This is a genomic window from Streptomyces sp. NPDC048650 (assembly GCF_043199095.1).
In the GTDB taxonomy this organism is placed as follows: Bacteria; Actinomycetota; Actinomycetes; order Streptomycetales; family Streptomycetaceae; genus Streptomyces.
Genome location: NZ_JBICVM010000001.1, coordinates 1,146,229 through 1,170,662 on the forward strand (window position 1 = coordinate 1,146,229; position 24,434 = coordinate 1,170,662).

22 protein-coding genes are annotated in these 24,434 nt (G+C 71.9%); 18 read left to right on the forward strand and 4 right to left on the reverse strand.

The genetic code is table 11. From position 1 onward, the window contains the following. Positions 1-16 precede the first annotated feature (16 nt). The 3 genes from ACGFML_RS05250 (at position 17) to ACGFML_RS05260 (ending at position 3,077) form a co-directional block, all read left to right on the forward strand. Positions 17-865, forward strand: a complete 849-nt coding sequence (locus tag ACGFML_RS05250; protein ID WP_393540116.1) for a lysophospholipid acyltransferase family protein — start codon at positions 17-19, stop codon at positions 863-865. Next, a complete protein-coding gene (locus tag ACGFML_RS05255) occupies positions 862-1,863 on the forward strand; it encodes an NAD(P)H-dependent glycerol-3-phosphate dehydrogenase (protein WP_393540118.1) in 1,002 nt (333 codons plus the stop codon). The genes ACGFML_RS05250 and ACGFML_RS05255 overlap by 4 nt, the downstream gene beginning before the upstream one ends. A 77-nt stretch (positions 1,864-1,940) precedes the next feature. Next, entirely contained in the window at positions 1,941-3,077 is a 1,137-nt protein-coding gene (locus tag ACGFML_RS05260) for a D-alanine--D-alanine ligase family protein (protein WP_393540120.1), read from the forward strand. A gap of 6 nt (positions 3,078-3,083) precedes the next feature. On the opposite strand, the gene ACGFML_RS05265 is transcribed toward ACGFML_RS05260, so the two are convergent. Both ACGFML_RS05265 and ACGFML_RS05270 read right to left on the reverse strand, forming a co-directional pair. Next, positions 3,084-3,557 carry a DUF3515 domain-containing protein gene (locus tag ACGFML_RS05265; RefSeq protein ID WP_393540121.1) on the reverse strand — a complete coding sequence of 158 codons (474 nt, stop codon included), beginning with the start codon at positions 3,555-3,557 and terminating at the stop codon, positions 3,084-3,086. A gap of 24 nt (positions 3,558-3,581) precedes the next feature. Beyond that, positions 3,582-3,815 (reverse strand): Lrp/AsnC ligand binding domain-containing protein, encoded by a 234-nt coding sequence (locus ACGFML_RS05270; protein WP_393540123.1) that lies wholly within the window; start codon positions 3,813-3,815, stop codon positions 3,582-3,584. Positions 3,816-3,973: 158 nt separating this feature from the next. Here ACGFML_RS05270 and ACGFML_RS05275 point away from each other — a divergent pair, with 158 nt between their 5' ends. Both ACGFML_RS05275 and thiD read left to right on the forward strand, forming a co-directional pair. Beyond that, positions 3,974-4,942, forward strand: a complete 969-nt coding sequence (locus ACGFML_RS05275) for a thiamine-phosphate kinase (protein WP_393540124.1) — start codon at positions 3,974-3,976, stop codon at positions 4,940-4,942. Between the two features lie 10 nt (positions 4,943-4,952). Next, positions 4,953-5,753 (forward strand): bifunctional hydroxymethylpyrimidine kinase/phosphomethylpyrimidine kinase, encoded by an 801-nt coding sequence (gene thiD, locus ACGFML_RS05280; protein WP_393540126.1) that lies wholly within the window; start codon positions 4,953-4,955, stop codon positions 5,751-5,753. A 179-nt stretch (positions 5,754-5,932) separates the two neighbouring features. Here the strand turns inward: thiD and rpmB are convergent, their stop codons facing one another. Further along, positions 5,933-6,118 carry a 50S ribosomal protein L28 gene (gene rpmB / locus ACGFML_RS05285; RefSeq protein ID WP_006602870.1) on the reverse strand — a complete coding sequence of 62 codons (186 nt, stop codon included), beginning with the start codon at positions 6,116-6,118 and terminating at the stop codon, positions 5,933-5,935. A 232-nt stretch (positions 6,119-6,350) separates the two neighbouring features. Between rpmB and ACGFML_RS05290 the strand changes: the two genes are divergently transcribed. From ACGFML_RS05290 to mutM, 9 genes are all read left to right on the forward strand, one after another. Beyond that, a complete protein-coding gene (locus ACGFML_RS05290) occupies positions 6,351-8,006 on the forward strand; it encodes a DAK2 domain-containing protein (protein WP_393540129.1) in 1,656 nt (551 codons plus the stop codon). 64 nt (positions 8,007-8,070) lie between these two features. Further along, on the forward strand, positions 8,071-11,064 hold the full coding sequence (locus ACGFML_RS05295; protein ID WP_393540131.1) for a helicase-related protein: 2,994 nt from the start codon (positions 8,071-8,073) through the stop codon (positions 11,062-11,064). A gap of 173 nt (positions 11,065-11,237) precedes the next feature. Next, positions 11,238-11,837, forward strand: a complete 600-nt coding sequence (gene rsmD, locus ACGFML_RS05300; RefSeq protein ID WP_393540133.1) for a 16S rRNA (guanine(966)-N(2))-methyltransferase RsmD — start codon at positions 11,238-11,240, stop codon at positions 11,835-11,837. A gap of 26 nt (positions 11,838-11,863) precedes the next feature. Next, entirely contained in the window at positions 11,864-12,346 is a 483-nt protein-coding gene (coaD, locus tag ACGFML_RS05305) for a pantetheine-phosphate adenylyltransferase (RefSeq protein ID WP_393540429.1), read from the forward strand. A gap of 126 nt (positions 12,347-12,472) precedes the next feature. After that, positions 12,473-13,645, forward strand: a complete 1,173-nt coding sequence (locus ACGFML_RS05310) for a cell division initiation protein (protein WP_393540135.1) — start codon at positions 12,473-12,475, stop codon at positions 13,643-13,645. A 181-nt stretch (positions 13,646-13,826) separates the two neighbouring features. Further along, on the forward strand, positions 13,827-14,420 hold the full coding sequence (locus tag ACGFML_RS05315) for a YceD family protein (RefSeq protein WP_393540136.1): 594 nt from the start codon (positions 13,827-13,829) through the stop codon (positions 14,418-14,420). Positions 14,421-14,422: 2 nt separating this feature from the next. After that, on the forward strand, positions 14,423-14,596 hold the full coding sequence (gene rpmF, locus ACGFML_RS05320; protein WP_003951102.1) for a 50S ribosomal protein L32: 174 nt from the start codon (positions 14,423-14,425) through the stop codon (positions 14,594-14,596). 7 nt (positions 14,597-14,603) lie between these two features. After that, positions 14,604-15,473: a ribonuclease III gene (gene rnc / locus ACGFML_RS05325; protein ID WP_393540138.1), complete on the forward strand. Its 870-nt coding sequence runs from the start codon at positions 14,604-14,606 to the stop codon at positions 15,471-15,473. An 88-nt stretch (positions 15,474-15,561) separates the two neighbouring features. Next, positions 15,562-16,524, forward strand: coding sequence for a bifunctional DNA-formamidopyrimidine glycosylase/DNA-(apurinic or apyrimidinic site) lyase (mutM, locus tag ACGFML_RS05330; RefSeq protein ID WP_393540140.1), 963 nt, complete (start codon positions 15,562-15,564; stop codon positions 16,522-16,524). Positions 16,525-16,769: 245 nt separating this feature from the next. Here mutM and ACGFML_RS05335 read toward each other — a convergent pair whose 3' ends face one another. Continuing rightward, positions 16,770-17,690, reverse strand: a complete 921-nt coding sequence (locus ACGFML_RS05335; protein ID WP_393540142.1) for a CAP domain-containing protein — start codon at positions 17,688-17,690, stop codon at positions 16,770-16,772. 132 nt (positions 17,691-17,822) lie between these two features. Here ACGFML_RS05335 and ACGFML_RS05340 point away from each other — a divergent pair, with 132 nt between their 5' ends. The 4 genes from ACGFML_RS05340 to ACGFML_RS05355 all read left to right on the forward strand — a co-directional run bounded on the left by ACGFML_RS05340 (position 17,823) and on the right by ACGFML_RS05355 (position 24,401). Then, entirely contained in the window at positions 17,823-18,104 is a 282-nt protein-coding gene (locus ACGFML_RS05340) for an acylphosphatase (protein WP_393540144.1), read from the forward strand. 381 nt (positions 18,105-18,485) lie between these two features. Then, positions 18,486-18,689: a hypothetical protein gene (locus ACGFML_RS05345; RefSeq protein ID WP_030084672.1), complete on the forward strand. Its 204-nt coding sequence runs from the start codon at positions 18,486-18,488 to the stop codon at positions 18,687-18,689. 320 nt (positions 18,690-19,009) lie between these two features. After that, positions 19,010-22,720 carry an AAA family ATPase gene (locus ACGFML_RS05350; RefSeq protein ID WP_393540146.1) on the forward strand — a complete coding sequence of 1,237 codons (3,711 nt, stop codon included), beginning with the start codon at positions 19,010-19,012 and terminating at the stop codon, positions 22,718-22,720. A 265-nt stretch (positions 22,721-22,985) separates the two neighbouring features. Further along, the gene (locus ACGFML_RS05355; RefSeq protein WP_393540148.1) at positions 22,986-24,401 is read left to right on the forward strand and encodes a sugar porter family MFS transporter; all 1,416 of its coding nucleotides are present in this window, start codon (positions 22,986-22,988) and stop codon (positions 24,399-24,401) included. The last annotated feature ends 33 nt before the right edge of the window (positions 24,402-24,434 follow it).

A 24,434-nucleotide genomic window follows, 5' to 3' on the forward strand; every position in this document is an offset into this window, starting at 1 on the left:
CAAGGAGGGTGTCCAAGTGTCCCGCCGCAGAATCGGCTTCTGGTACCGCTTGGCCGCGGTCATCTGCAAACCGCCGCTCTTGGTTCTGTTCAAGCGGGACTGGCAGGGAATGGAGCACATTCCGGCCGACGGCGGTTTTATCACCGCGGTCAACCACAACTCGTATCTCGATCCGCTCTCCTATGCGCACTATCAGTACAACACCGGGCGGGTCCCGCGATTCCTCGCCAAGTCCGGTCTCTTCAAGAGCGGCTTTGTCGGCCTGATGATGCGCGGCACCGGCCAGATCCCCGTCTACCGGGAAACCACCGACGCGGCCACCGCGTTCCGCGCCGCCGTCGCCGCGATCGACAAGGGCGAATGCGTCGCCTTCTACCCCGAGGGCACCCTCACCCGCGACCCCGCGATGTGGCCCATGCAGGGCAAGACCGGTGCCGCGCGGGTGGCGTTGCTGACCAAGGCGCCGGTCATTCCGGTCGCCCAGTGGGGCGCGAATGCCGCGATGCCGCCGTATGCCAAGGAGAACAAGCTCCAGCTGCTCCCGCGCAAGACACTGAAGGTCAAGGCGGGACCGCCGGTCGACCTGAGCGCCTTCTACGGCAAGGAGCCCACCGCAGAGGTGCTGCGCGCGGTCACCGAGACCATCATGGCCGCGATCACCGAGCAGCTGGCCGAGGTCCGCGGCGAGCCCGCGCCCGCCGAGCCGTACGACTACCGCAAGGCCATCGCCCGCGAGCGCCGCGCCGCCCGCGAGGCCGCCAAGGCCGCCGCCGACGCCCTGATCGAGCCCGCCGGCAGCGAAGCGGCCGCCGCCCCGCAGCAGGTACGAAGCCCCCAGCAGGCACAGGAGGATGAACGCAAGTGACGCGCTGCGCCGTCTACGGCACCGGCTCCTGGGGCACCGCCTTCGCGATGGTGCTCGCCGATGCGGGATGCGAGGTGACCCTGTGGGGGCGCCGCGCGGCCCTTGCCGACGCCATCAACAACGGCCGCACCAACCCCGACTACCTGCCCGGGGTCGAGCTCCCGGAGGCCGTACGGGCCACCACCGACCCGGCGGAGGCGGCACGCGGCGCGGAGTTCACCGTCCTCGCCGTCCCGTCCCAGACGCTGCGCGCCAACCTCACCGAATGGGCACCCCTGCTGCCCGTCGACACGGTCCTGGTCTCCCTGATGAAGGGCGTCGAACTGGGCACCGCCAAGCGCATGAGCGAGGTCATCGAGGAGGTCGCCAAGGTCCCCGCGGAGCGCGTCGCGGTGCTGACCGGGCCCAACCTCGCCAAGGAGATCGCCGCCCGCCAGCCGGCCGCCGCGGTCGTCGCCTGCGCCGACGAAGCGGTCGCCCGGCGGTTGCAGACGGCCTGCCACACCCCGTACTTCCGCCCGTACACCAACACCGACGTGGTCGGCTGCGAACTGGGCGGCGCGGTCAAGAACGTCATCGCCCTGGCCGTCGGCATCGCCACCGGCATGGGCCTGGGCGACAACGCCAAGGCGTCCCTGATCACCCGGGGGCTGGCCGAGACCACCCGGCTCGGCCTCGCCATGGGCGCCGACGCCCACACCTTCGCGGGCCTGGCCGGCATGGGCGACCTGGTGGCCACCTGCTCGTCGCCGCTGTCGCGCAACAACACCTTCGGCACCAACCTCGGCCGCGGCATGACGCTCCAGGAGACCATCGCGGTCACCAAGCAGACCGCCGAGGGCGTCAAGTCCTGCGAGTCCGTACGGGAACTGGCCCGCCGCCACGGCGTCGACATGCCGCTGACCGAGACGGTCGTGGAGATCGTCCACGAGGGCAAGCCGCCGATGGTCGCCCTCAAGGAACTGATGTCGCGCACCGCCAAGGCCGAACGGCACTGATCCCCGCGGGCGACGCGGCACCGCACGCCGCCGCAAGCACTGACTCCCGGTCCCCCAGCAGGTACTCTCAACGCGTTATGAGCAGCCAGACCTCCCCCCAGAAGCCCCGCGTCGCCGTCGTCTTCGGCGGTCGCAGCTCCGAGCACGCCATCTCCGTGGTCACCGCCGGAGCCGTGCTGCGCGCCATCGACCGCGAGAAGTACGACGTGCTGCCCATCGGCATCACCACCGACGGGCGCTGGGCGCTGACCGCCGACGACCCGGAGCGGATGGCCATCGCGGACCGGCAGCTGCCCAGCGTGGCCGCGCTCGCCGAGTCCACCGAGGGCGGGGTCGTGCTCCCGGTCGACCCGACCAACCGCGAGATCGTCTACACCGAGCCCGGCTCGGTGCCCAAGGCGCTCGGCGAGGTCGACGTCGTCTTCCCCGTCCTGCACGGCCCGTACGGCGAGGACGGCACCCTGCAGGGCCTGCTGGAGCTCTCCGGAGTCCCCTACGTCGGCTCGGGCGTGCTCGCCTCCGCCGTCGGCCAGGACAAGGACTACATGAAGCGGGTCTTCACCTCCTTCGGGCTGCCGGTCGGTCCGTACGAGGTCATCCGCCCCCGCGAGTGGGAAAAGGATCCTGAGGCCGCCCGCAAGAAGATCGTGGAGTTCGCCGCCGACCACGGATGGCCGCTCTTCGTGAAGCCCGCCCGCGCCGGCTCCTCCATGGGCATCACCAAGGTCGACGACCCGACCGGCCTCGACGAAGCGATCGAAGAGGCCCGGCGGCACGACCCCAAGATCCTCGTCGAGTCGCTGCTGAGCGGCCGCGAGATCGAGTGCGGGGTGCTGGAGTTCGAGGACGGCCCGCGGGCCAGCGTGCCGGCCGAGATCCCGCCGGTCACCGCCCACGACTTCTACGACTTCGAGGCCAAGTACATCGACTCGGCCGACGGGCTGGTGCCGGCCCCGCTGACGCCCGAGCAGACCGCGAAGGTCCAGGAACTGGCCGTCGCCGCCTTCGAGGCGGCGTCCTGCGAGGGCCTGGTGCGTGCGGACTTCTTCCTGCAGGACAACGGCGAGTTCGTGATCAACGAGATCAACACGCTGCCCGGCTTCACGCCCATCTCGATGTACCCGCGGATGTGGCAGGAGAGCGGCGTGAGCTACCCGGAGCTGATCGACCGGCTGTTGCAGGCGGCGCTGACCCGCTCCACGGGACTGCGCTGAGCGGCTCTACACACCCGCCGGGACGGACTTCTTGACGGCGCCCGCGAGGTCGGTGAGGGCATCGACCTCGGGGGCGTACTTCCCCGGGACGCTCACCTCGACGTACGCCTTGCGCAGCACGGTCGTGAAGCGGTAGCCGTCGTCCTGCTTCTCGAAGAGCCACTGGACACCGTCGACCTCGGCCGCGTCGGCCTTGGGGTTGTAATGTTCACTCCCGGACGTCAGGACGTCGGGCTTGGTCACGCCGCAGCGCAGTGTCACGGCAGGATCGCCCCAGACGGCGGTGAGGTCGGAGGCGGGCTCGGCGGTACCTCGCCTCAGGCCGTCCACGGTCTTCGGCAACTCCTGGTGGAGCGCCCGGCAGTGCCGTGCCGCCTCGCCCTCGGGGGAGGGCACGGCGACCTCGGACGAGGAACAGCCCACGGCCGCGAACAGCACGGTGAGCAGGGGCAGGGCGAGGTACCGGCGGCGCGCAGACATCACCCGGCCGAGGATACGGGGGAGCTAGAGATGGACCACCGGGCAGGTGAGGGTGCGGGTGATCCCCTCCACTTGCTGGACCTTGGCGACCACCATGCGGCCCAGCTCGTCCACGGTGTCGGCCTGTGCCCGCACGATCACGTCGTAGGGTCCGGTCACGTCCTCGGCCTGCAGCACGCCGTGGATCGTCGCAATCACCTCTGCCACGGCGGAGGCCTTGCCGACCTCGGTCTGGATCAGGATGTACGCCTGTACCACGGGACCTCCAGGGCGGCTACGGGGATCATGTGGGAAGAAGGGACGCCACGGTACCGCGTCACCGGGCGGTGCGGGGAGACCCGCGCGGTGAACGCGGCAGGTACGGCGCAGTCGTCAGCCAAGTACGGACGGTCCGTACGCAGGGGAAGGGCAACAGCATGAAGGGCACCGTCGGCGAGCTGGGGGAATTCGGGCTGATCAAGGAGCTCACCGCCCGGCTCACCTCCACTCCGGCCGTTCGCATCGGGCCGGGGGACGACGCCGCGGTGGTCACCGCGCCCGACCGGAGGGTCGTGGCCAGCACCGACGTCCTCCTGGAGGGCAGGCACTTCCGCCGCGACTGGTCCACCGCCTACGACGTCGGCCGCAAGGCCGCCGCACAGAACCTCGCCGACATCGCGGCCATGGGCGCGGTGCCCACCGCGATCCTGCTCGGCCTGGTCGTCCCCGCGGAACTCCCCGCGACCTGGGCGACCGAGCTGATGGACGGGCTGCGCGACGAGTGCCAGGTGGCCGGCGCCGCGGTGGTCGGCGGCGACGTCGTACGGGGCGAGATCATCACCATCGCCATCACCGCGCTCGGCGATCTGCGCAACGCCGAGCCGGTCACCCGGGGCGGCGCCCAGCCCGGCGACGTGGTCGCGGTGACCGGTTGGCTCGGCTGGTCCGCCGCCGGGCACGCCGTGCTCTCCCGCGGCTTCCGCTCGCCGCGCGCCTTCGTCGAGGCGCACCGCAGGCCCGAACCGCCCTACCACGCGGGGCCGGCGGCCGCCGGGCTCGGCGCCACCGCCATGACCGACGTCAGCGACGGACTGGTCGCCGACCTCGGGCACATCGCCGAGGCCAGCAAGGTCCGCATCGACCTCAGGTCGGCCGCCATCGACATCCCCTCGCAGATGTCCGACATCGGTACGGCCGTCGGCGTCGATCCGATGCAGTGGGTGCTCAACGGCGGTGAGGACCACGCGATCGTGGCCACCTTCCCGCCGGACGTGAAACTCCCCGCCCGCTGGAAGGTGATCGGCGAGGTGCTCAATCCCTCGGCCCTGCCCCAGGTCACGGTGGACGGCGCCCCCTGGGTGAAGGCCGGCTGGGACCACTTCGGGGACAATGGCGACGCCGAGTAGATTCGGCCGTATGCAGATACCTCCACGCGTCCTCACCGTCGCCGGGTCCGACTCCGGCGGCGGCGCGGGCATCCAGGCCGACCTCAAGACGATGCTGGCGCTCGGCACCCACGGCATGAGCGTGCTGACCGCCGTCACCGCCCAGAACTCGCTCGGCGTGCAGGGTGCGTGGGAACTGCCCGCCGAAGCCGTACGGGCGCAGTTCCGCAGCGTCGTCGACGACATCGGCGTCCAGGCCGTGAAGACCGGGATGCTCTCCTCGGCGGAGCTCGTCGAGACCGTCGCGGAACTGCTCGCCGGGCTGCGGGTGCCGGTCGTCGTCGACCCCGTGGGCGTCTCCAAGCACGGTGACGCGCTGCTGGCCGCCACCGCCCTCGACGCGGTCCGCACCGCACTGCTGCCGACCGCCACGGTCGCCACCCCCAACCTCGACGAGGTGGCCCAGCTGACCGGCGTACACGTCCGGGAGGAGGCCGACATGCGGCGGGCGGCCGCCGCGATCCTGGACTTCGGGCCACGCTGGGCGCTCATCAAGGGCGGCCACCTGGCGCCCGGTGCCGAGGACGCCGTGGACCTGCTCACCGACGGCACCGAGGAACACTGGCTGCGCGCCCCCCGTCACGACAACCGGCACACCCACGGCACCGGCTGCACCCTCGCCAGCGCGCTGGCCGCGCAGCTCGCCAAGGGCGACACCGTCCCGCAGGCCGCCGCCGCGGCGAAGGACTACGTCAACGGCGCCATCGCCGCCGGCTTCCGGCTGGGCGCGGGCATCGGCCCGGTCGACCACGGCTGGCGCCTGCGGCGCTGACACCGCCCGGGCCGGACGGACCGCGTGCCCGGCCCGGCCTCGCGAACGGCCCTGGGAAACGGCCCCGGGCACGATCCCGGTCACGGCCGGGCCGCCACCCCGGGAACGGCAAAAGCCGGCCCACCACGAAGGTGGACCGGCTTCATAGGCAACCGACCGGCTGCGCTACGGCTAAGTCGTCAGCGCGAGACCTTGCCGGCCTTGATGCACGAGGTGCAGGCGTTCAGCTTCTTCGGCGTGCGCCCGATCACTGCACGCACCGTCTGGATGTTGGGATTCCAACGACGGTTGGTACGGCGATGCGAGTGCGAGACGCTCTTGCCGAAGCCCGGCCCCTTGCCGCAGACGTCGCAGTTGGCAGCCACGGGTCACTCCAAAGACTTCAGATGCACTTACGGTGAAATCCCAACGGGCCGAGTGCATTGCCCGACCGGCACCGTCAGGAGAGGAATGGCCCGATTTTCATCGGGCAACCGGAGCAGCATACAACGGCCGCTCCCGTACAACGAAACTACCATGCGCCCCCCGGCCCCCGCCCCGGCCTCAGCCCCCGAGCGCGGCTACTGTGCGGGGCATCCCACGACCCAGGAGGACGATGTGCCGTACCCGCTCGACGCCGCCGCGGTACGCGCCTGGTGCGGGCTGGCCCTGGAGGCACTCGGCCGGGAGCGCGAGCGGATCGACGCGATCAACGTCTACCCGGTGGCCGACGGCGACACCGGCACCAACCTCTACCTGACCCTCGAGTCCGCCGCCCGCGCCGTCGAGGCCGCGTTCGACGGCCATGCCTCCTCCGGGACCGCGCCCTGCCTCGCCGACGCCATCGGGGCCATGGCCCACGGCGCCCTCATCGGGGCCCGCGGCAACTCCGGCACCATCCTGGCGCAGCTGCTGCGCGGCATGACGGAGGTACTGGCGGCCGCGGGCGAGCCGGCCGTCGGCCCCGGCGCCGCGGCCGACGCCCTGCGCCGGGCGCTGCACCGGGCCGCGGCATCGGCGTACGAGGCGGTCGCGCACCCGGTGGAGGGCACCGTCCTGACGGTGGCGACCGCCGCAGCGGCCGCCGCGGACCGCGCCACCGGGGACACCGCCCGGATCGCGCGGGCCGCCCACGACGGCGCCCGCACCGCCCTCCGGGCCACCCCCGGACAGCTCGCGGTCCTCGGCCGGGCGGGAGTCGTGGACGCCGGCGGCTGCGGACTGGTCGCCCTGCTCGGCGCGCTCGCCGACGCCCTCGGTGGCGAGGTCTCGGCGGAGCCCGTCACCGTACGGGCCGACGCACCGCTGCCCGAGGCGGGCGGACGGGCGGCGACCGTGGCCGACGGCTGCGCGACGCCCGGCGGGGACGGCCCCGCCTTCGAGGTGATCTACCTCCTGGAGGCCGACGACGGCGCCGTGGCCCGGCTGCGCACCCGCCTGGACGGGCTCGGCGACTCGCTGGTGGTGGTCGGCGGCGACGGCCTGTGGAACGTCCATGTGCACGTCGACGACGCGGGCGCCGCCGTGGAGGCCGGCATCGAGGCAGGCCGCCCGTACCGGATCCGCATCACCCACTTCGACGGCGCCGGCCGCACCAAGGAGCCCGAGCTGGCGGCGCGGGCCGTCGTGGCCGTGGTCCCGGGCCCGGGGCTGGCCGGCCTGTGCGCCGACGCCGGCGCGAGGGCGGTGTCCGTCCGCCCCGGGGAGCCGCCCGCCAGCGGCGAACTGGTCCAGGCGATCCGCCAGGCCCGCGCCCGCGAGGTGATGCTGCTGCCCAACGACCCCGAGCTGCGGCACACCGCGGCCGCCGCCGCCGAACAGGCCCGCACCGAAGGGGTACGGGTCGCCCTGATCCCCACCCGTTCCGCGGTCCAGGGCATCGCGGCACTGGCCGTGCACGAACCCGGCCGCAGCTTCGACGAGGACGTGGTCGCCATGACCGCGGCCGCGGGGGCCACCCGCTACGCCGAGCTGGCCGTCGCCGAGCGGCAGTCCTGGACGATGGCCGGCGTCTGCCAGGCCGGCGACGTCCTCGGCCTGATCGACGGCGATGTCGCCGTGATCGGCGCCGATCTGGCCGCGACCGCGACGACGGTGCTGGACCGGATGCTCTCCGCCGGCGGCGAAATGGTCACCCTCGTGCTCGGCGCCGGCGTTCCCGACTCCCTCGCGGAAAGCCTGGAGCGGCATGTCCGCGAGCGCTACCTGGCGGTGGACACCGTCGTCTACGCGGGCGGCCAGCACGCCGCGCCGCTGCTCATCGGCGTCGAATAGCGATGCCGCCCGCCGGGGTGCGTACGGCGGTGACAGTGGCCCGCTGTCAGTGGCGTGGTGTGCAATGGAACGCGTGGCAGCGCTCGACGAACCTCTCAAGAAGATCCTCGGCGGCAGCACCGCGAAGGTGCTGGCCGACCACCTCGACCTGCACACGGTCGGCGATCTGTTGCACCACTACCCCCGGCGCTACGCCGAGCGCGGGGAGCTGACCCGCCTCGCGGACCTGCCGATGGACGAACACGTCACGGTCGTCGCCCAGGTCGCGGACGCCCGGGTGCTGAAGTTCAACGGCGGCCGAGGACAGCGGCTGGAGGTCACCCTCACCGACGGCAGCGGCCGGCTGCGGCTGGTCTTCTTCGGCAAGGGAATCCACAAGCCGCACAAGGACCTGCTGCCCGGCCGCCGCGCGATGTTCGCCGGCAAGGTCTCGGTCTTCAACCACAGACTCCAGCTGGCCCACCCCGAATACGAACTGCTGGACGGGGACAGTGACTCCGGGGCCGTGGACGCCTTCGCCCAGCAGCTGATGCCGATCTACCCGGCGTGCCAGCAGATGGCCTCCTGGAAGCTCGCCAAGGCGGTGGACGCGGTGCTGCCCAGCGCCCAGGACGCCCTCGACCCGCTGCCGGAAGCGCTGCGCGCGGGCCGCGCGCTGGTCCCGCTCCCCGAGGCGCTGCTGAAGATCCACCGGCCGGGCAGCAAGGCCGACATCGCCGACGCGCGGGCCCGGCTGAAGTGGGACGAGGCCTTCGTCCTCCAGGTGGCGCTCGCCCGGCGGCGCCTCGCCGAGACCCAACTCCCGGCCGTGCCGAGGGCGTTGCGGCCCGACGGCCTGCTCGACGCCTTCGACGCCAAGCTGCCCTTCACCCTCACCGAAGGCCAGCAGAAGGTCAGCCGGGAGATCTTCGACGACCTGGCGACCAGCCATCCCATGCACCGCCTCCTCCAGGGCGAGGTCGGCTCCGGCAAGGCGCAGCCACTGGACGCGCTGGTGCTGACGCCGTCCGGCTTCCGGCCGATGGGGGAGATGGCCGTGGGCACCGAGGTCGTGGTGCCGAGCGGCGAGCTCGCCGTGGTGGACGGCGTCTTCCCGCAGGGGGAGCGGGAGGTGTGGCGGCTGGTGCTGTCCGACGGCAGCGCGGTCGAGTGCGACGACGAACATCTGTGGATCGTGGCGTCCCGCGGCACGGGCGAGCGGGTGCTGACGACCCGCGAGCTGCGGGCCGATCTGCGGCGCCCCGACGGCGGACCCAAGTGGTCCGTCGCCCCCGCCGCGCCGGTGGACCTCGACGGCGGCGAGGACCGGCCGCTCGATCCGTACCTCGTGGGGCGGCGGCTGGGTGAGGCCGGCGCCGGCCGCCCCGCCGAGCGCGTACCGGACGCCTACCGCAACGCACCGCTCAAGGACCGGCTGGCCGTGGTGCAGGGCCTGATGGACGCCGGGGGCGAGCCCGCGGGGAGCGCCGCGGTGTTCCGCGCGGCGCCCGCCCCGCTGGCCGACGACCTCGCCTGGCTGGTGCGCTCCCTGAGCGGCAGCGCCCGGCTCGTCCCCGGACGAAACGGTGCACACGACGTCCACGTGAGGCTGCCGGACGCGGCGTCCCTCGGCGGCCAGGACTTCCGGCGCGACGTCGCCGCCATCGAGCACGTCGGCCGCAAACCCGTCCAGTGCATCAGCGTCGCCCACCCCGACCACGCCTATGTCACCGACCACTTCACCGTCACCCACAACACCATGGTCGCGTTGCGCGCCATGCTCGGGGTGGTCGACAGCGGCGGGCAGGCGGCGATGCTCGCACCGACCGAGGTCCTCGCCCAGCAGCACCACCGCTCCGTCACGGAGATGATGGGCGAACTGGCCGAGGGCGGCATGCTGGGGGGCGCCGAACAGGGCACCAAGGTGGTGCTGCTGACCGGCTCCATGGGCGTCGCGGCCCGCCGCCAGGCGCTGCTCGACCTGGTCACCGGGGAGGCGGGCGTCGTCATCGGGACGCATGCGCTGATCGAGGACAAGGTGCAGTTCCACGACCTGGGCCTGGTCGTGGTCGACGAACAGCACCGCTTCGGCGTCGAACAGCGCGACGCCCTGCGGGGCAAGGGGCACTCCCAGGGGGAGAAGCGGACACCGCATCTCCTGGTGATGACCGCGACGCCCATTCCGCGCACGGTCGCGATGACCGTCTTCGGCGATCTGGAGACCTCCGTCCTGGACCAACTCCCGGCTGGACGCTCGCCGATCGCCAGCCATGTGGTCCCGGCCAAGGACAAGCCGCACTTCCTGGCCCGCGCCTGGGAGCGGGTCCGCGAAGAGGTGGCCGCCGGCCACCAGGGCTATGTGGTCTGCCCGCGCATCGGCGACGAGGAGGACGCCCCCAAGGCGGCGAAGAAGGGCGCCGGGGCGGCGGACGCGGCCGGTTCGCCCGAGGACGCCGAGGAGAAGCGCCCGCCGCTGGCGGTGCTGGACGTCGCCGAACAGCTCGCCCGGGGCCCGCTGCAGGGCCTGCGGGTGGCGGTGCTGCACGGTCGGATGGCGCCGGACGACAAGGACGACGTGATGCGGAGGTTCGCGGCCGGCGAGCTGGACGTGCTCGTCGCGACCACCGTCATCGAGGTCGGCGTGAACGTCCCGAACGCCACCGCCATGGTGATCATGGATGCCGACCGCTTCGGCGTCTCCCAGCTGCACCAGCTGCGCGGCCGGGTCGGCCGTGGCTCCGCCCCCGGACTGTGCCTGTTGGTCAGCGAGATGCCCGAGGCCAGCCCGGCACGCGCCCGGCTGGCGGCGGTGGCCGCCACCCTCGACGGCTTCGAACTCTCCCGTATCGACCTGGAGCAGCGCCGCGAGGGCGACGTCCTGGGGCAGGCGCAGTCCGGCGTCCGCTCGTCGCTGCGGATGCTCACGGTCATCGACGACGAAGAGGTCATCGCGGCCGCCCGGGAGGAGGCCACCGCGGTGGTCACCGCCGATCCCGAGCTGACGGACTACCCCGAGCTGCGGACCGCGCTGTCCGCCCTGCTGGACGACGAACGGGAGCAGTACCTCGACAAGGGCTGAGCGCGACGGGACCGCGGCGACGGAGCGGGGGAGTGAGATCGCTCACCCGCCCCGCCCGGCACCGGCGACCTCCGCCGGGCACCGCCCCCGCCCGGACGGAATATCGTGGGGAGCGGAGCCCACCGGCTCCCCGTATGCCACCGCCACCCCACGCACAACGTAAGGACGGGCCCATGACCCGCGTGATCGCCGGTACGGCCGGCGGCCGCCGCCTGGCCGTACCACCGGGAAACGGCACCCGCCCGACCTCCGACCGGGCGCGCGAGGGCCTCTTCTCCACCTGGGAGTCGCTCGACGGACCGTTGGCCGGCGCCCGGGTGCTCGATCTCTACGGGGGCTCCGGCGCGGTCGGCCTGGAGGCGCTCTCCCGCGGCGCCGCGCACGTCCTGCTCGTGGAGGCCGACACCCGCGCCGCCCGCACCATCCGGGAGAACATCCAGGCCATCGGCCTTCCGGGCGCCGAACTGCGGGCCGGCAAGGCGGAGCAGACCGCCGCGACGCCCGCCCCGGGCGAGCCCTACGACATCGTGTTCCTGGACCCGCCCTACGCCGCCACGGAGGCGGAGCTCCGCGAGATTCTGCTCACACTCCGTGGTCAGGGGTGGCTTGCCGAGGAAGCACTCGTCACCGTGGAGCGCAGTACCCGAAGCGGCACGTTCCCGTGGCCGGACGGTTTTGCAGCGATCAGGTCCCGCCGATACGGCGAGGCCACGCTTTGGTACGGTCGCGCCGCTTCGACGTCCGCCGAACCGACGTCAACAAGCGTGTCATGACCGGGCCGCAGAGCGAGGAGACGAAGTTGCGCCGCGCCGTCTGTCCGGGGTCGTTCGACCCCATCACCAACGGGCATCTGGACATCATCGCCCGTGCCTCCAGGCTGTACGACGTCGTCCACGTCGCCGTGATGATCAATCAGTCGAAGCAGGGCCTGTTCACCGTCGAGGAACGGATCGACCTGATCCGCCGGGCCACCGCCGAGTACGGCAACGTCGAGGTCGAGGCCTTCCACGGCCTGCTCGTCGACTTCTGCAAGCAGCGCGACATCCCCGCCATCGTCAAGGGCCTGCGCGCCGTCAGCGACTTCGACTACGAGCTGCAGATGGCCCAGATGAACAACGGGCTGTCCGGCGTGGAGACCCTCTTCGTCCCCACCAACCCCACCTACAGCTTCCTTTCCTCCAGCCTCGTCAAGGAGGTCGCGGCCTGGGGCGGCGATGTGGCCCACCTGGTCCCGCCGTTCGTCCTCGAGGCCTTGAGCGAACGCCTGCGCAAGAGGCAGTGACGGCCGTGCTGCGGGCCGGTCGGACGCTTTCTTGACGTCGCGTCAGCAGGTGTCGGGCCGGGGCCCCGTGGCCGTACAGTCGTCCCGTTCCCTCGTTCCATCCCTTCAGAGAGTGGCGAGTCCAAGGTGGACGTGCAGAAGAAGCTCGACGACATCGTCCAGTCCGTCGGCAGTGCCCGGTCCGTGCCCATGTCGGCCTCGTGCGTGGTCAACCGCGCCGAGCTGCTCGCGCTGCTCGAGGAGGTGCGGGCGGCCCTGCCCGGCTCCCTCGCGCAGGCGCAGGAGCTGCTCGGCGGGCGCGAGCAGATGGTCGAGCAGGCGCACGCCGAGGCGGAGCGGATCATCGAGTCCGCGCACGCCCAGCGCGGCTCACTGATCTCCGACACCGAGGTCGCCCGCCAGTCCCAGGACGAGGCCGACCGGATCCTGGCGGACGCCCGCCGGGAGGCCGAGGAGATCCGCGCCGAGGCCGACGACTACGTCGACAGCAAGCTTGCCAACTTCGAGGTCGTCCTGACCAAGACCATCGGCTCCGTCGACCGCGGCCGCGAGAAGCTGCTCGGCCGCGGCCCCGGACTCGACGAGCAGGGGTACGAGGACGCCGAGGCGCCCGAGCGCACCGCGGACCCGGACGTCCTGCGGCAGCGCGCCGACGCCTATGTGGACGCCAAGTTCGGCGCCTTCCAGGCCGTGCTGAGCAAGACCCTGGAAGCGGTGGGACGCGGCCGCGACAAGCTCCAGGGGGCCCGGGCGATCGACGAGCTCGGGGCGCATCTGGCGGCGGCGGGCGACCCGCAGAGCGGACAGCCGCAGGCGGACGCCGACTACCTCGCCGGCCTGGCGGGGATCGCCGGCGGCCAGGGACAGCAGCCCGCCCCGGTCGTGCCGCAGCCCCAGGAGCACCAGCAGCTGCCCGACCCCCAGCAGTACCCGGATCCCCAGCAGTACCCGGACCTCCAGCAGCCGCTCCAGCCCGAGCCGCAGCCGCAGCTCCACCAGGGTTATTACGACCCCGCCGCCTACCAGCAGCAGGACGTCTACGGCTACCAGCAGCCGCAGCAGGTCCCGTACCCCCAGCACCACCAGGATCCGTACGGCTACGACTGGCAGCAGCAGGCCCAGCAGCAGGGCTATGACCCGGCCGGCTATCCCGCGCAGCCGCAGCAGCTCCCGCCGCAGCCCCAGCACGCCCCCCAGGACCCGCACGCCCAGGCCGGGGCGCTGGACGAGACCAGCCTCTTCGACACCAGCATGATCAACATCGATCAGATCCGGCAGTACGAAGAGGGCCGTCAGTAGCCGGCTCCCTGGGGCCGGAAGCGGATTGGGCCTATCGGGGCCCGTCCAGTATCCTGGCTGTTCGGTCGCGTCTACGTCGCGATCACTGCTGCCCACTGATCCATCGGGTCTCGGGCGGCTCGTAGCGCAGTACAGAAAGCAGGAAGCCATCAACGCCCGCCTCGACCACCGTTCCCCGCTCGTGTTCGATACACGCGAGCTGGGTCGTCGTCCCGGCACGCTCAAGCGGCTCTCCCGCACGGCCGAGGCCCCCCGGGACCTCGGCAATGAGGTCGTCGGAGTGCCCGAGGGCGCCCCGATCGAGCTCGACCTCCGCCTGGAGTCGGTCATGGACGGGGTGCTTGTCACAGGCACCTCCCGTGCGGCCGTGAAGGGGGAGTGCGTAAGGTGTCTGGAGCCGCTGGAGCGAGAGCTCGACGCGGACTTCCAGGAGATGTTCTCCTACCCCGACGCCGATGCCCGGACCCGCCCCGCGGAATCCGGCGACGACGCCGAGGACGAGGAAGACACCTTCTTCATCGAGGACGACCTGTTCGACCTCGAACCCGTGCTGCGGGACGCGGTGGTGCTCGCACTGCCGCTGCAGCCGGTGTGCCAGGACGACTGCCCCGGCCTGTGCTCCGAATGCGGAGTGCGGCTCGCGGACGACCCGGACCACCATCATGACGCCGTCGACATGCGTTGGGCGGCACTGCAGGGACTCGTCGGGACCAACCAGGACGACGAGAAGGACAACGTTCCCCGCAACGGCGGGGATGAACCTCAGGAGAAGTAGCCGTGGCTGTTCCGAAGCGGAAGATGTCGCGCAGCAACACGCGCCACCGCCGGTCGCAGTGGAAGGCTGCGGTCCCCACCCTGGTGGCGTGCGAGCGCTGCCACGAGCCGAAGCAGCAGCACATCGCGTGCCCGAGCTGCGGCACCTACAACAAGCGCCAGGTCCTCGAGGTCTGAGCGGCTGGTGACAGGCACCGTGTCTAGCCCCAAGAAGGCGGAAGACGCCAATCCGTCTCCTCGTAAGCGCGGGGACGAGAATCCGGTGGACACAGCCTCGTCCCACACGCTTCTGGAAGGGCGGCTCGGGTACAAGCTCGAGTCCGCCCTTCTGGTGCGTGCGCTGACGCACCGCTCGTACGCATACGAGAACGGCGGTCTGCCCACCAACGAGCGGCTCGAGTTCCTCGGGGACTCGGTGCTCGGCCTGGTGGTCACCGACACGCTGTACCGCATCCACCCCGACCTGCCCGAAGGCCAGCTGGCCAAACTGCGGGCCGCGGTGGTCAACTCGCGTGCGCTTGCCGAGGTCGGCCGCGGCCTCGACCTCGGCGCCTTCATCCGCCTCGGCAGGGGCGAAGAGGGCACGGGCGGCCGGGACAAGGCCTCCATCCTCGCCGACACCCTTGAAGCGGTGATCGGCGCGGTCTATCTCGATCAGGGCCTCGACGCGGCCGGCGAGCTGGTGCACCGGCTCTTCGACCCGCTCATCGAGAAGTCCTCCAGCCTGGGCGCTGGTCTCGACTGGAAGACCAGCCTGCAGGAACTCACCGCGACCGAAGGTCTCGGCGTTCCGGAATATCTGGTCACCGAGACCGGCCCGGACCATGAGAAGACCTTCACTGCTGCCGCCCGCGTCGGTGGTGTCTCGTACGGCACCGGCACCGGCCGCAGCAAGAAGGAAGCCGAGCAGCAGGCGGCCGAGTCCGCGTGGCGTGCGATTCGCGCCGCGGCGGACGAGGCGGCCAAGGCCAAGGAGTCGGCATCCGGCGACAGCACGTCGCCGGCCGCGGACTCGGCTCCGGCTTCCGACGACGCCTCGTCGTCGGCACACTGAAAGTCCCCTCTTCTGACCCTCTCCAGGGCGGCCCGGCCGCCCCGGAGAGGGTCAGAAGTCTTTTTCCAGCGGACCATGAGGAGTCCCCGTGCCCGAGCTGCCCGAGGTCGAGGTCGTACGCCGCGGACTGGAGCGGTGGATCAGTGGCCGGACCGTCGACGCCGTCGAGGTCCGCCACCCGCGCGCGATCCGGCGGCACACGGCCGGCGCGGCCGATTTCGCCGCCCGCCTCAAGGGCCTGCGCATCGGGACGGCGTGCCGCCGCGGCAAATACCTCTGGCTCCCGGTCACCGGCGGCGGCCCGGCCGCGCAGAGCGCGGCCGAGGGCATCACCCCGGTGATCGCCCCGTCCGTCACCCACGGCCTGGCGATCCTCGCGCACCTCGGCATGAGCGGCCAGCTGCTGGTCCAGCCCGAGGACGCCCCCGACGAGAAGCACCTGCGGATCCGCATCCGCTTCGACGACACGGTGACACCGGCCCCTGCCGGGGCGGGCGGCACCGAACTCCGCTTCGTCGACCAGCGCACCTTCGGCGGCCTCTCGGTGCACGACACCGTCCCCGGCGACGCCGACCACCTGCCCGACGTCATCGCCCACATCGCCCGTGACCCGCTCGACCCGGCCTTCGACGACGCCGCCTTCCACGACGCGCTGCGCCGCCGCCGGACCACCGTCAAGCGGGCCCTGCTCGACCAGTCCCTGATCAGCGGCGTCGGCAACATCTACGCGGACGAGGCGCTGTGGCGCAGCAAGCTCCACTACGACCGCCCCACCGCGGCCTTCACCCGCCCGCGCACCGCCGAACTGCTCGGCCACGTACGGGACGTGATGAACGCGGCGCTGGCCGTCGGCGGCACCAGCTTCGACAGCCTCTACGTCAACGTCAACGGCGAATCCGGGTACTTCGACCGCTCCCTGGACGCCTACGGCCGCGAGGACGAACCCTGCCGCCGCTGCGGCACCCCCATCCGCCGCCGTGCCTGGATGAACCGTTCCAGCTACTTCTGTCCCCGGTGCCAGCGGCCGCCCCGCCCGGTGCGGGCAGGCTGAAGCGCGGCGCCGCTGCCGGGCCCGCCCGGTCCCACTGCCCACACCGTACGGAAGTGGTCCGTGCCGTAGCCGCCTCCGTACCGAAAGGGCCGGGAAGGTGTCAGCGGGAGCGGCGGGGCCTTGGGGACACCGCGCGATGAAGCCCGCCGGCGCCCGCTGCATCGAGCAGGCGCCGGCACCGGATCGCGCGGCCGAAAGAGTGAGCAGCCGGCTGCCGTCGCCCGTCGGGCCCGCCCGTCAGCGGCTCAGAAGCCGAAGTCCTGCGTCCACCACGGCCCACCCTGCCCGAAGTGGACGCCGACCCCGAGGGTCTTGTACTCGCAGTTGAGGATGTTCGCGCGGTGGCCCGGGCTGTGCATCCAGGAGTCCATCACGGACCGGGCATCGGCCTGACCGCGGGCGATGTTCTCGCCGCCGAGGTCACTGATGCCCAGGTCACTGGCGCGGTCCCAGGGCGTGTCGCCGTCCGGGTCGGTGTGGTCGAAGAAGTCACGCTCGGCCATGTCGTCGCTGAAGCTCTGGGCCAGACCGGCCAGTTGCCCATTCGCGGTCACCGGGGAGCAGCCGGCCTGGTCCCGCTCCTGGTTGACGAGGGAGAGCACCTGGTCCTCGGCGGTGGAGCCGGGGTCCGGGGTCTTCGACGGGGCCGCGGCGCTCTTGGAGGGTGCGGCGGCCGTCGGGGCGGCGGTCCTCGCGGGCCGGTGCGAACCGGTGCCTTCGGCGGGGGATTTGGTCGTGCGGCGCGGGGAGGGGGATGTCGACGGGGACGCCGCGGAGGTCGCGCGGCGGCTGTGCGGGGCGGTGGGACGCTCGCCGCCGCGGCTCGCCGGCTGGGTGGCGCGGTCGGTCGGGGCCGCGGAATTGCCACCGTCCGGTCCGGTATCCGGCAGCGAGTCGGCGCGCACCCGCTCGCCGTGGTCGCCGCCGCCCACCTCGAACTGGCCGCCGCCCGGGATCAGTCCGGACGCGACCGCCACCGCCCCCATGGCCACCGCGGCCGAGGCGCCGAGCAGGCCGGTACGGACGGGCGTCGACCGCCGGGCCCGGGCCGCGCGACGGCCGCCGTGGTGTGCGGCGCCGGGCGACGCCGCCGACGGGGAGTCAACCGGCGGTCGGCCGCCCAGAGGTTCGGGCGCCAGGGGAGCAGAGCGTCGGTGGCGGCCCATCCGCGGCTTCCTTCCGTCCTCAACGTCAACTGACACTCACCCGGTCGGGTGAGTCTCGATGTCGGGGGACTGTACGCCATGCCGTGCCGGGCCGAGATGCCCACCGGGCAATTGGCCGGTTAACGTGCGCACATGAACGAAGACGTCAGGGTGACCGCGTGGGTGCGCGGTCGCGTCCAAGGGGTCGGATTCCGCTGGTTCACCCGCGCGAACGCCCTGCGCATCGGCGAACTCGCCGGATTCGCCAGCAATCTCGGCGACGGCCGCGTCCAAGTGGTGGCCGAGGGGCCGAAGGACCGCTGCGAACAGTTGCTGGACTGGCTGCGCACCGGAGACACGCCCGGCCGGGTCGACGGAGTCACTGAGATATGGGACACGCCCCGCGGCGTTTACGACGGCTTCGAGATCCGCTGAGAGGTCCCCGCAAACCGTCCGTGCGGCCGTCAAAAATGATCTTCGGGCTATGTCTTTGTCAGCTGCTCACAGGAGATAAGCCCAGGTGGTTGCCAACTCGGCCGACCCGTGCAAGGCTGCCGCTGTACGGATGATCTCCACGCCCCGTGGGACCTTTCTGGAGAGCAGGCGCAGCGCCGAGACGGCCGCGCACTCTCAGGCGCCCAAGGATACGGGGTGTGATCGTGTTGACCCTCAAACCTTTTGGTGAGACTCTGGAATCCCCGCGCACCTTAGCTGTTTGGCATTGAAGACTCCAGTAATGACAAGCACCGCGGGTGCGAAAATCCCTCACGACCCACACCGCTTCGGTCGGTCACTCAGTGTGGAGGACCATCCATCATGGCAAAGGCGCTTCTCGGTTACGTCGGCGGCTCCGACCCCCGAGTCCTCTCCGAGATGCGACGGCTTCAGCAGCGCGTCCAAGACCTCGAATCCGAGCTTATCCGGATGCAGGCCGAAAACGACATGCTGTCCGCTGCCGCACGTCACGACGACTCGATGCTCGACCTCGACGTACCCCAGGCGGAGCCCGCGCTCACCTGACCCCAACCTCAGGGCCGGACGGGCTGCTGGCCAGTCGCTTGAGGCACCGCCGCTCTTCAAGATCTGCAAGGGACGCTTCGGCGTCCCTTCGTCGTTTCCGTGGCTTTCCGGCCGTCGTCTCCGGCTTTTGCGCCGCCCACCCGGACGCTTCGGCCCGCCTCGCCTCCCTTACCGCATGATGTGCCCTGCGCTTTACCCGGTGAAACCGAAAAAGATCGGCGCCGTATACCCGCGGGGCGTACGCGCCCGGAATCGGGGCGGCGGCCTGCGGCGGAATGTTGGGGCCGCTCCCCGAGAAACGGGCGGTAGAGTCCAAAAGCGTGCATCTCAAGAGTCTGACCCTGCGAGGCTTCAAGTCCTTCGCCTCCGCCACGACGCTGCGGTTCGAGCCCGGTATCACCTGCGTCGTGGGACCCAACGGCTCCGGCAAGTCGAATGTCGTGGACGCACTGTCCTGGGTCATGGGCGAGCAGGGCGCCAAGTCGCTGCGCGGCGGCAAGATGGAGGACGTCATCTTCGCCGGGACGACCGGCCGGCTGCCGCTCGGCCGGGCCGAGGTCTCGCTCACGATCGACAATTCCGATGGCGCGCTGCCCATCGAATACGCCGAAGTCACCATTACCCGGATCATGTTCCGCAATGGCGGCAGCGAGTACCAGATCAACGGTGACACCTGCCGCCTGCTCGATATCCAGGAGCTCCTTTCCGACTCCGGTATCGGGCGCGAGATGCACGTCATCGTCGGTCAGGGGCAGCTCGACTCCGTGCTGCACGCCGACCCGATGGGGCGCCGGGGATTCATCGAGGAGGCGGCGGGCGTTCTCAAGCACCGCAAGCGCAAGGAGAAGGCGCTGCGGAAGCTGGAGGCGATGAAGGCCAATCTCGCCCGCGTACAGGATCTGACCGACGAGCTGCGCCGCCAGCTCAAACCGCTGGGACGGCAGGCCGCGGTCGCCCGGCGGGCCGCCGTCATCCAGGCCGACCTGCGCGACACCCGGCTGCGACTGCTCGCCGACGACCTCGTCACCCTGCGCCGGGCGCTGCGCGCCGAGATCGAGGACGAGGCCGCGCTCAAGGAACGCAAGGAGGCCGCCGAGACCCGCCTGCGGACCGCGCTCCAGCAGGAGGCGGTGCTGGAGGCGGAGGTGCGCACCCTGACGCCGCGGGTGCAGCGCGCGCAGCAGACGTGGTACGAGCTCTCGCAGCTGGCGGAGCGGGTGCGGGGGACGGTGTCGCTGGCGGAGGCGCGCGTGCGGAGCGCCGCGGCGGCACCACCGGACGAGCGGCAGGGCCGCGACCCGGAGGACATGGAGCGCGAGGCGGCCCGGATCCGTGAGCAGGAGGCGGAGTTGGCGGCCGCGCTGGAGGCGGCGAGCCGGGCCCTGGAGGACACCGTCGAGCACCGCGCCGAGCTGGAGCGGCAGTTGGCGGACGAGGAGCGCCGGCTACGCGACGCCGCCCGCGCCATCGCCGACCGGCGCGAGGGGCTCGCCCGGCTCAGCGGGCAGGTCACCGCGGCCCGCGGCCGGGCGGCCTCGGCGCGGGCGGAGATCGGCCGGCTCACCGAGGCCCGGGACGGCGCGCGGGAGCGGGCGGCTGCCGCCCAGGAGGTGTACGAGCAGCTCAAGGCCGAGGTCGACGGTCTGGACGCGGACGACGACGAACTCGGGGAGCGGTACGACGCGGCCCGCCGCGAGCTGGCGGCGGCCGAGAGCGGGCTGACCACCGCGCGGGAGGCGCTGACGTCGGCCGAGCGAGCCCGCGCCGCCACCTCGGCCCGGCACGACGCGCTGGCGCTCGGCCTGCGCCGCAAGGACGGTACGGGCGCGCTGCTGGCCGCGGCCGACCGTCTCACCGGCCTCCTGGGCCCGGCGGCGGAGCTGCTGACCGTCACCCCCGGCTTCGAGGTGCCCGTCGCGGCGGCGCTCGGTGCGGCCGCGGACGCCGTCGCGGTCACCGATCCGGCCACCGCCGCCGAGGCCATCCGCCTGCTGCGGAAGCAGGACGCGGGGCGGGCGGCGATGGTGCTGGGGAACGTCGCCGGGGAGGCCGTGCAGACGATGGCGGGCGGGGCGGGTGCGGTGGCCGATACGACGGCGACCGCCCGGGTGCCGGGGCCCGCGCCGGCCGCCGACGGGACCGCCGCCGTCCCCGCGCCCGCCACCGCCGGTGGCGCCACCGGCCCGACGTCCGCCGTGCCCCGGGTGCCCGGCCCCCGATCCGAGCCCGTACGGGCCGATCAACTCGTCCGCGGGCCAGCCGAGTTGACGGCCGCAGTGGCGCGGCTGCTGCGCGACGTGGTGGTGGTCGGGACGCTGGAGGACGCCGAGGAGCTGGTGGCGGCGCGCCCCGACCTGATGGCGGTGACCGGTGAAGGGGACCTGCTGGGGGCGCACTTCGCGCACGGGGGGTCGGCGGGTGTGCCGAGCTTGCTGGAGGTACGGGCGTCCGTCGACGAGGCGGCGGCCGAGCTCGCGGAGCTGGCGGCGCGCTGTGCCGAGCTGGCCGGGGCGCAGCGGGCCGCGGGGGAGCGGCGCGAGGAGTGTGCCGCGCTGGTCGAGGAACTGGGCGAGCGGCGGCGGGCGGCGGACCGGGAGAAGTCCACGGTCGCGGGGGACCTGGGGCGGCTCGGCGGCCAGGCGCGGGCGGCCGCGGGCGAGGCGGAGCGGTCCGCGGCGGCGGCCGCCAGGGCCGAGGAGGCGTTGCGACGGGCCACCGAGGAGGCCGAGGAGCTGGCCGAGCGGCTGGCGGTGGCCCAGGAGGACGCGAGCGCCGGCGAGGAGGAACCCGACACCTCCGTACGGGACCGGCTGGCCGCCGACGGAGCCAACGCACGGCAGACGGAGATGGAGGCCAGGCTCCAGGCGCGCACCCATGAGGAACGGGTGAAGGCGCTGGCCGGGCGGGCGGATTCGCTGGACCGGGGGGCGCGCGCCGAGCGGGAGGCGCGGGCGCGGGCCGAGCGGCGGCGCGCCCGGCTGCGTCACGAGGCGGCGGTGGCCTCGGCGGTCGCCTCCGGTGCGCGGCAGCTGCTGGCCCATGTCGAGGTGTCGGTCGTACGGGCGGCGGAGGAGCGCGGTGCCGCCGAGCGGGCCAAGACGGAACGGGAGGCGGCGCTGGCGGCCGAGCGGGAGCAGGGCCGGGAGCTGAAGTCGGAGCTGGACAAGCTGACCGACTCGGTGCACCGGGGTGAGGTGCTGGGCGCGGAGAAGCGGCTGCGGATCGAGCAGCTGGAGGCGCGGTCGCTGGAGGAGCTGGGGGTGGAGCCGGCCGGGCTGGTGTCCGAGTACGGCCCCGATCAGCCCGTACCACCCTCGCCGCCGGCTCAGGGCGAGGTGCTGCCCGAGGACCCGGAGCACCCGCGCAATCAGCCGGTGCCCTATGCCCGGGCCGAGCAGGAGAAGCGGCTGCGGGCCGCCGAGCGGGCGTACCAGCAGCTCGGGAAGGTGAACCCGCTGGCCCTGGAGGAGTTCGCGGCGCTGGAGGAGCGTCACCAGTTCCTCAGCGAGCAGCTTGAAGACTTGAAGAAGACCCGGGCCGATCTGCTGCGGGTGATCAAGGAGGTCGACGAGCGGGTGCAGCAGGTCTTCACCGAGGCGTTCCACGACACGGCGCGGGAGTTCGAGGGCGTCTTCGCGCGGCTCTTCCCGGGCGGCGAGGGGCGGCTGGTGCTGACCGACCCGGGCGACATGCTGGCGACCGGGGTGGATGTGGAGGCGCGGCCGCCGGGCAAGAAGGTCAAGCGACTCTCCCTGCTGTCGGGTGGGGAGCGGTCGTTGACGGCGGTGGCGCTGCTGGTGTCGATCTTCAAGGCGCGGCCCAGTCCGTTCTATGTGATGGACGAGGTCGAGGCGGCGCTGGACGACACCAATCTCCAGCGGTTGATCCGGATCATGGAGGAGCTCCAGGAGAGCTCGCAGCTGATCGTGATCACTCACCAGAAGCGGACGATGGAGGTCGCGGACGCGCTCTACGGCGTATCCATGCAGGGGGACGGCGTCTCGAAGGTCATCAGTCAGCGCCTGCACTGATCGTTTGCGGCCGCTCGATCACCGCTCGATCACCGCTCTTCCGGCTCTCCGGTGAATCGCTTCAGAACTTGAACGAAGACGCGGGAGCGGTTACGAGAAACCTTGCGGGAAACGAATTCGTCACGGGCTATTGACTTCGAAACTTGAAGGCATAGTCTCTGCAACGTTGCTTTTACCTTCAAGTGGTGGGTACCCCCAACCTATGCGCCACTGGAAGGGCCAGCCCCCGACGCCCGGCAGCGCAGCCGGGCCACTGGAGTTCACGTTGACCAGCACCGCGCAGCCGGCGGTCCCGGAAGGCCGCAAGGCGCACCCGGACCATCTCGGCCATGTCATCTTCATCACCGCGGCTGCCGCGATGGGCGGCTTCCTCTTCGGCTACGACAGCTCCGTCATCAACGGCGCCGTCGAGGCGATCCGGAGCCGTTACGACGTCGGCTCGGCCGTCCTCGCCCAGGTGATCGCCGTCGCCCTGATCGGCTGTGCCATCGGCGCTGCCACCGCGGGCCGGATCGCGGACCGGATAGGCCGCATCCGCGTGATGCAGATCGCCGCGGTCATGTTCACCGTCAGCGCCGTCGGCTCCGCCCTGCCGTTCGCCCTCTGGGACCTCGCCTTCTGGCGGGTCGTCGGCGGCTTCGCGATCGGTATGGCCTCGGTCATCGGCCCGGCCTACATCGCCGAGGTCTCGCCGCCCGCCTACCGGGGCCGGCTCGGCTCCTTCCAGCAGGCCGCGATCGTCGTCGGCATCGCCGTCTCCCAGCTCGTCAACTGGGGCATCCTCAACCTCGCCGGCGGTGACCAGCGCGGCACCATGGCCGGCCTGGAGGCCTGGCAGTGGATGCTCGGCGTGATGGTCGTGCCGGCCATCCTCTACGGTCTGCTCTCCTTCGCGATCCCCGAGTCGCCGCGCTACCTGATCTCCGTCGGCAAGGTCTCCCGCGCCAAGGAGGTGCTCGCCGAGGTCGAGGGCCGAAGCGTCAAGCTCGACACCCGGGTCGCGGAGATCCAGGAGGCGATGCGCCGCGAGCACAAGTCGACCTTCAAGGACCTGCTCGGCCGCAGGAGCTTCCTGCCGATCGTCTGGGTGGGCATCGGCCTCTCGGTCTTCCAGCAGCTGGTCGGCATCAACGTCGCCTTCTACTACTCCTCGACGCTGTGGCAGTCCGTCGGCATCGACCCGAGCAGCTCGTTCTTCTACAGCTTCACCACGTCGATCATCAACATCATCGGCACCGTGATCGCGATGATCTTCGTCGACCGGATCGGCCGGCGCCCGCTGGCGCTGATCGGCTCGGCCGGTATGGCCGTCGCCCTGGCCCTGGAGGCCTGGGCCTTCTCCGCCAAGACCGCGGCGGGCACCCTGCCGGCCGCCGAGGGCACCGTGGCCCTGATCGCCGCGCACGTCTTCGTCCTCTTCTTCGCCCTCTCCTGGGGCGTCGTGGTCTGGGTCTTCCTGGGCGAGATGTTCCCGAACAAGATCCGCGCCGCCGCCCTGGGCGTCGCCGCCTCCGCGCAGTGGATCGCCAACTGGGCCATCACCGCCAGCTTCCCGAGCCTGTCCGACTGGAACCTCTCGGGCACCTACGTCATCTACACGGTCTTCGCCCTGCTCTCGATCCCCTTCGTGCTCAAGTTCGTGAAGGAGACCAAGGGCAAGGCGTTGGAGGAGATGGGCTAACCCCCCCCGCCAGTCCTTCTCCTCGCTCATGGG

Excerpts from the sequence above, each read along its gene's own strand:
- ACGFML_RS05260 (WP_393540120.1), top strand. The coding sequence starts at position 1,941 with ATGAGCAGCCAGACCTCCCCCCAGAAGCCCCGCGTCGCCGTCGTCTTC.
- ACGFML_RS05265 (WP_393540121.1), bottom strand. The coding sequence starts at position 3,557 with ATGTCTGCGCGCCGCCGGTACCTCGCCCTGCCCCTGCTCACCGTGCTG.
- ACGFML_RS05275 (WP_393540124.1), top strand. The coding sequence starts at position 3,974 with ATGAAGGGCACCGTCGGCGAGCTGGGGGAATTCGGGCTGATCAAGGAG.
- thiD (WP_393540126.1), top strand. The coding sequence starts at position 4,953 with ATGCAGATACCTCCACGCGTCCTCACCGTCGCCGGGTCCGACTCCGGC.
- ACGFML_RS05295 (WP_393540131.1), top strand. The coding sequence starts at position 8,071 with ATGGAACGCGTGGCAGCGCTCGACGAACCTCTCAAGAAGATCCTCGGC.
- rsmD (WP_393540133.1), top strand. The coding sequence starts at position 11,238 with ATGACCCGCGTGATCGCCGGTACGGCCGGCGGCCGCCGCCTGGCCGTA.
- ACGFML_RS05335 (WP_393540142.1), bottom strand. The coding sequence starts at position 17,690 with ATGGGCCGCCACCGACGCTCTGCTCCCCTGGCGCCCGAACCTCTGGGC.
- ACGFML_RS05340 (WP_393540144.1), top strand. The coding sequence starts at position 17,823 with ATGAACGAAGACGTCAGGGTGACCGCGTGGGTGCGCGGTCGCGTCCAA.
- ACGFML_RS05345 (WP_030084672.1), top strand. The coding sequence starts at position 18,486 with ATGGCAAAGGCGCTTCTCGGTTACGTCGGCGGCTCCGACCCCCGAGTC.